The organism is Leisingera sp. F5 (assembly GCF_001593695.1).
In genome coordinates this window covers 1-6,099 of the sequence record NZ_LUKH01000109.1, presented here as the reverse complement: position 1 = coordinate 6,099, position 6,099 = coordinate 1, and the positions used below count along the sequence as shown (strand labels likewise).

General features: G+C 63.8%; 5 protein-coding genes. All 5 read left to right on the top strand.

The window, feature by feature from the left end:
- A partial coding sequence (locus A2I95_RS24935) for a DUF1028 domain-containing protein (RefSeq protein WP_291734232.1) occupies nt 1–345 on the top strand: 345 nt, incomplete at its 5' end.
- A gap of 14 nt (nt 346–359) precedes the next feature.
- Nucleotides 360–1,856 carry an aldehyde dehydrogenase gene (locus tag A2I95_RS24930; RefSeq protein ID WP_291734231.1) on the top strand — a complete coding sequence of 499 codons (1,497 nt, stop codon included), beginning with the start codon at nt 360–362 and terminating at the stop codon, nt 1,854–1,856.
- Between the two features lie 33 nt (nt 1,857–1,889).
- Nucleotides 1,890–2,825, top strand: a complete 936-nt coding sequence (locus tag A2I95_RS24925; RefSeq protein ID WP_291734230.1) for a LysR family transcriptional regulator — start codon at nt 1,890–1,892, stop codon at nt 2,823–2,825.
- A gap of 91 nt (nt 2,826–2,916) precedes the next feature.
- On the top strand, nt 2,917–4,986 hold the full coding sequence (locus A2I95_RS24920) for an FAD-dependent oxidoreductase (RefSeq protein WP_291734229.1): 2,070 nt from the start codon (nt 2,917–2,919) through the stop codon (nt 4,984–4,986).
- A 2-nt stretch (nt 4,987–4,988) separates the two neighbouring features.
- A partial coding sequence (gene argE / locus A2I95_RS24915) for an acetylornithine deacetylase (protein ID WP_291734228.1) occupies nt 4,989–6,099 on the top strand: 1,111 nt, incomplete at its 3' end.

Below are 6,099 nucleotides of genomic sequence, written 5' to 3'. Positions count from 1 at the left end.
GATGTTGCGTCGGGCGGCAACCTTTTGGCCAATGACGGGGTGTGCCAGGCGATTGCGGACGGGTTTTCCGCGTCTTCTGGGCATCTCGGCGACCGCTTGATTGCCGCAATGCGCGCCGGGCTGGCCGCGGGCGGAGAGGCCGGGCCGCTGCATTCTGCGGGCATGAAACTGGTGGACAAGGTAAGCTGGCCGGTGGCCGATCTGCGCTGTGACTGGACCGAAGCTTGCCCGATCGAGAACATCGCGACCGCCTGGGGCATCTACAAGCCGCAGCTGGAGGCTTATGTCCAGCGCGCGCTCGACCCGCGCGCGGCACCGTCGTACGGCGTGCCAGGCGACGAATAATCTGGAGAGAGACCATGCTGGACTATACGCACGACGACTGGAAAACCCGCGCGTCGGCTCTTTCGTTCCGGGGGCAGGCATTCATTGATGGCCGTTTTACGGATGCGGCCTCGGGCAGGACGTTTGCCAGCGTGAACCCCGCAACGGGTGAGGTGCTGGCGCAGGTTGCCGAATGCGATGGGGAAGACGTGAACCGCGCCGTGGCCGCAGGACGCCGGGCCTTTCAGGATGGGCGTTGGTCGCGGATGGCGCCAGGGGACCGCAAGGCGGTGCTCTTGAGACTGGCGGATCTGATCCGCGCCAACCTGGGGGAGATGGCGCTGCTGGATTCGCTCGACATGGGCAAGCTGGTGACGGATGCGGCCACGGTGGACGCGCCCGGCTCAGCGCATTTTTTCCAATGGTATGCGGAGGCAATCGACAAGGTCTATGACGAGGTGGCGCCGACCGGGCCGGGTGATCTGGCGCTTGTGTCCCGCGTGCCTTTGGGTGTTGTGGGGGCGGTGACGCCTTGGAATTTCCCGCTGGACATGGCGACCTGGAAGGCGGCGGCGGCGCTGGCGGCGGGCAATTCCGTGGTGCTGAAACCGGCAGAGCAGTCGCCCTTGTCCGCCCTGCGCCTGGCCGAATTGGCAGCCGAGGCCGGAGTGCCGGATGGAGTCTTTAACGTGGTGCCGGGTTTTGGGGCCACCGCGGGCAGGGCGCTGGGGCTGCATATGGATGTGGACTGCCTGGCCTTCACGGGCTCCACCGCCATCGGCAAGATGTTCATGCAGTACTCCGGCCAGTCGAACCTGAAACAGGTCTGGCCTGAGACCGGCGGCAAGAGCCCCAATCTGGTGTTCGGTGATTGTGAGGATCTGGATGCAGCGGCGGATATGGCGGCCTTTGGCATCTTCTTCAATCAGGGGGAGGTCTGTTCGGCCAACTCGCGGCTTTACGTCGAGCGTTCGATCAAAGACGCCTTTGTCGAGAAGCTGATTGCCCGGGCGAAGGCCACCCAGCCGGGCGACCCGCTGGATCCGGCCTCGAAAATGGGGGCAATCGTGGACGAGAAGCAGACCGAGGGCATTATGCGCTTTGTCGAGGCAGGCAAATTCTCGGCCAATCTGGTGGCGGGCGGTGAGCGCGTGACGGTCGATGGCAAGGGCTGTTTCGTGCAGCCGACGATCTTTGATGACGTCAGCCATAGCGACCCGCTGGCGCGGGATGAGATTTTTGGCCCTGTCCTGTCAGTGATCCCGTTTGACAGCGAGGAGGAGGCGGTCGCCATGGCCAATGACTCGATCTACGGGCTGGCGGCCTCCGTCTGGACCGATAACCTGAGCCGCGCCTGCCGGGTGGCGGACAAGCTGCAAGTCGGCACCGTTTCGGTCAACACGGTGGACGCGCTGTCGGCGCAGACACCCTTTGGCGGCATGAAACAGTCCGGGTTCGGGCGCGACCTGTCGCTGCACAGCCTGGAAAAATACACCGCACTGAAAACCACTTGGATCAAATACCGGGCTTGATGGGCATGGGCCGCCTCCGGCATAGTCGCTGACATGCCCTTGCGTTTCACCTTGCGCCAGCTGGAATATTTCGTCGCCGTCGGCGAGGCCGGGTCCATTGCCCTGGCCTCGGAGAAGGTGAACGTCTCCTCGCCGTCGATCTCGGCGGCGGTGTCGCAGCTGGAGAATGAGTTCGGCCTGCAGCTGTTTGTGCGCAAGCACGCGCAAGGATTGTCGCTGACCCAGGCCGGGCATCAGTTCATGGATCAGGCGCGCGCGGTGCTGCATGAGGCTGGCGCGCTGAGCCGTCTGGCGGACAATATCTCTGGCTTTGTGCAGGGACCGCTGTCGGTCGGCTGCCTTCTGACCTTTGCCCAACTGATCGTGCCGGGGCTCCGGCGCCAGTTTGAGGCGCTGTATCCGGCGGTTACCATCAGCCAATTGGAGCGGGATCAGGCTGGGCTCATCGAGTTGATACGCCAGGCGCGGATAGATGTGGCGCTGACTTATGACCTGAACATTCCGGCGGATCTGCAGTTCAACGCGCTGGCAGAACTGCCGCCCTATGCGCTGCTGGGCGAGGACCACCCGCTGGCAGGCCGCGGCAGTGTCACGGTTGAGGAACTGGCCCAGCATCCGATGGTGCTGCTGAACTTGCCGCTGAGCGCTGAATACTTTCTGTCGTTCTTTGAGGATGCCGGTGTCACCCCGCAGATCGCCGAGCGCACCCGCGACATGGCGGTGATGCGCGGGCTGGTGGCGAACGGTTTTGGCTATTCCATCGCCAATATCCGCCCGGCAACGGATATGGCGCCGGACGGGCGCAAGCTGCGGTTCGTTCCGATCAGGGGCCCGCTCAGACCAATGCGGATGGGGTTGCTGACCGCCGAAGGCGCGGAGAACGTGCTGACGGTTAAGACCTTCATCAGCTACTGCCAGGAACGGATCACCGACGGCACTGTTCCCGGTATCCGCATCGGAAGCGCTTAGGCCGCGGCTAACCAATGGTTCCGTAAGCGCAACTTTCGCCTCTGGCGCGGTCCTGTACCTTTTGAGTGCTGTTGCCCGAAGGAGAGGAAAATTGCGCGATCCCCGCTATGACATTCTGTTTGAGCCGATGAAAATCGGCCCGCTCACCGCCAAGAACCGCTTTTATCAGGTGCCCCATTGCAACGGAGGCGGCTACCGCGACCCCTCTGCCGCGGCGGCGATGCGGGGCATCAAGGCCGAAGGCGGCTGGGGCGTGATTTTCACCGAACAATGCGAGATGCATCACACCAGCGAGATCACCCCCTTCATCGAACTGCGCCTGTGGGAGGACAAGGACATCCCGCAGCTGCACAAGATGTCGGAGCGGATGAAGACGCATGGCGCACTGGCCGGGATCCAGCTGGCCTATTCCGGGATCAACGGGCCGAACCTTTATTCCAAGGAGGTGCCGCTGGCGCCCTCCGCCTTGCCGATCCGCACCTTTACCAATGACCCGGTGCAGGCGCGGGCGCTGGACAAGCAGGACATCAAGGACCTGCGCCGCTGGTTTGTGAATGCGGCGAAGCGCTCGAAACAGGCCGGCTTCGACCTGATCTGCCTTTACGGCGCGCATGGGTTCGGCATCTTCCAGCACTTCCTGAGCCGCGCCACCAACCAGCGGTCGGATGAATACGGCGGCTCCTTGGAGAACCGCGCGCGGTTCAGCCAGGAGGTGATCGCGGATATGCGCGATGCGGTGGGCGACACCATGGCGATCACCCTGCGGGTGTCCTTGGACGAAACCATTGGCGAGCTGGGCTTCTCCAACGCTGAGGTGCGCGATTACATCGAGATGAACAAGGGCTTGCCGGACCTTTGGGACCTGGCGCAGGGGACATGGGAGGATTGCTCCGGCCCCAGCCGGTTCAAGGAAGAGGCGGCCCAGGAACAGCTGGTGCGCGGCATTCATGAGCTGACCGATAAGCCCATTGTCGGCGTTGGCCGTTTTACCAGTCCGGATGTGATGGCCAAGATGGTGAAATCCGGCACGCTGGATTTCATCGGCTGCGCGCGGCCTTCGATTGCCGACCCGTTCCTGCCCAAGAAGATCGAGGAAGGCCGCATCGAGGACATCCGCGAATGCATCGGCTGCAACATCTGCATCACCGGCGACATGACCATGTCGATCAGCCGCTGTACCCAGAACCCCACCTTTATGGAGGAATGGCGCAAGGGCTGGCATCCGGAGACCATGAACACTAAGGGCGACAGCTCCAACGTGCTGGTGGTGGGCTCCGGCCCTGCCGGGCTGGAAGCTGCCTGGGCGCTGTGCCGCCGCGGCTATGACGTGGCGGTGGCCGAGGCCAAGGATGTGATCGGCGGCCGGGTGGCCCGCGAGCGCCAGTTGCCGGGGCTGAATGCCTGGGGGCGGGTGGTCGATTACCGCGACTACCAGCTGAGCCAGCGCCCGAATGTGGAAATCTATCGCGAAAGCCCGCTGGATGCGGACAGCATTCTGGAATTCGGCTTTGAAAATGTCTGTATTGCCACCGGTGCGAAATGGCGCGCCGACGGGGTTTCCCGCCAGCATGTGGTGCCGATGCCGGTCACTGAGGGCGCCAGGGTTTATACCCCCGATGACCTGATGGACGGCACTCTCCCCGAGGGCCGCGTGGTGGTCTATGACGACGACCACTACTACATGGGCGGGGTTTTGGCCGAACTCTTGGCTTCCAAGGGCGCGCAAGTGACGCTGGTCACGCCGTCCGCCTATGTCAGCGACTGGACCAACAACACGCTGGAGCAAGTGGCCATCCATCCGCGTCTGGTCGACGCCGGGGTGGAGATTGTGCTGAACCGCGGTGTGAAGGAAATCCATGCCGGCCATGTGGTCAGCAATTGCACCTATACGGACCGCACCTGGGATATTGAGGCAGACGCAGTGGTCATGGTCGCCTCGCGCGTTGGCAACGACGGGCTTTACGAAGACCTGAGCGCCCGGCAGGCGGACTGGGCGGATGCCGGCATTAAGTCGGTCAAGCTGATCGGCGATGCCAGCGCGCCGGGGCCGATTGCCTGGGCCACCTATGCGGGCCACCGCTATGCGCGGGAACTGGATGGGCCGGACATCGGCGATGCGCTGCCCTTCCGCCGCGAGATCACCGAGCTGGCCGTGGACTGACGATGACAGCGACGCTGAACATACTGGAGAGGCTGATCGGGTTCGACACGGTCAGCCGTAATTCGAATCTGGCGCTGGCCGCCTATGCTGAGGGTTTCCTGACGCAGCATGGATTTACAGTGACGCGCCTGCCGTCACCGGATGGCAGCAAGACCGGGCTTTATGCCGAAAAAGGCCCGGCAGGTCAGGGGGTGCTGCTGTCGGCGCATACCGATGTGGTGCCGGTGGACGGGCAGGAGTGGACCCGCGACCCCTTCCGCCTGACGCGCGAAGGGGACCGCGTCTATGGCCGCGGCGCCACCGACATGAAGGGCTATGTGGCCAGTGCCTTGGCCTTGGCGGACCGGGCGGCGACGGTGGATCTGAAGGAGCCGCTGAAGATCGTGCTGTCTTATGATGAGGAGGTCGGCTGCGTTGGTATTCAGCAAATGCTGGACCGTTTGAAACCGCTGATCGGAATCCCGCGCGCCTGCTTTGTCGGCGAGCCGACCGAAATGGAAGTTGCCATCGGCCACAAGGGCAAGGCCGCGCTGCGCGCGGTCTGCTTTGGCCAAAGCGGCCACTCGGCGCTGGCTCCGGTATTCACCAACGCGCTGCATCTGGCGGCGGATTTCCTGTCCGAACTGCGCGCGCTGCAAGAAGACTTCGCCGCCAACGGCGCGCGCGATGCGGCCTATGAGGTGCCCTATTCCACCGTGCATGCGGGCGTGATGCGCGGCGGCACCGCGCTCAACATCGTGCCGGACCGGGCAGAGCTGACCTTTGAGTACCGTCACCTGGCCGCTGACCGGGGCGAAGACATCCTGGCCCGCATTCAAGCCGCCGCGGATCGTGTCGGCAACCGCTACCCTGCGGAGGCCCGCATCGAGGTGGAGCAGTACAACGCGTATCCCGGCCTCGACGTGCCAGCGGACAGCGCAGTTGTCCCCTTTGCCCGGACGCTTGCCCGCAGCACTGGCACCGCCAAGGTCGCCTTTGGCACCGAAGCCGGGTTTTTCCATCAGCTGGGCATTCCAACAGTGGTCTGCGGTCCCGGCTCGATGGCGGGGCAGGGGCACAAGCCCGACGAATACCTGGAGCTGCGTCAGCTTAGCCAATGCGACGCGATGATGG

Bases quoted from the DNA above. Each gene is read 5' to 3' on its own strand.
- A2I95_RS24930 (WP_291734231.1), top strand. From the start codon at position 360: ATGCTGGACTATACGCACGACGACTGGAAAACCCGCGCGTCGGCTCTT.
- A2I95_RS24925 (WP_291734230.1), top strand. From the start codon at position 1,890: ATGCCCTTGCGTTTCACCTTGCGCCAGCTGGAATATTTCGTCGCCGTC.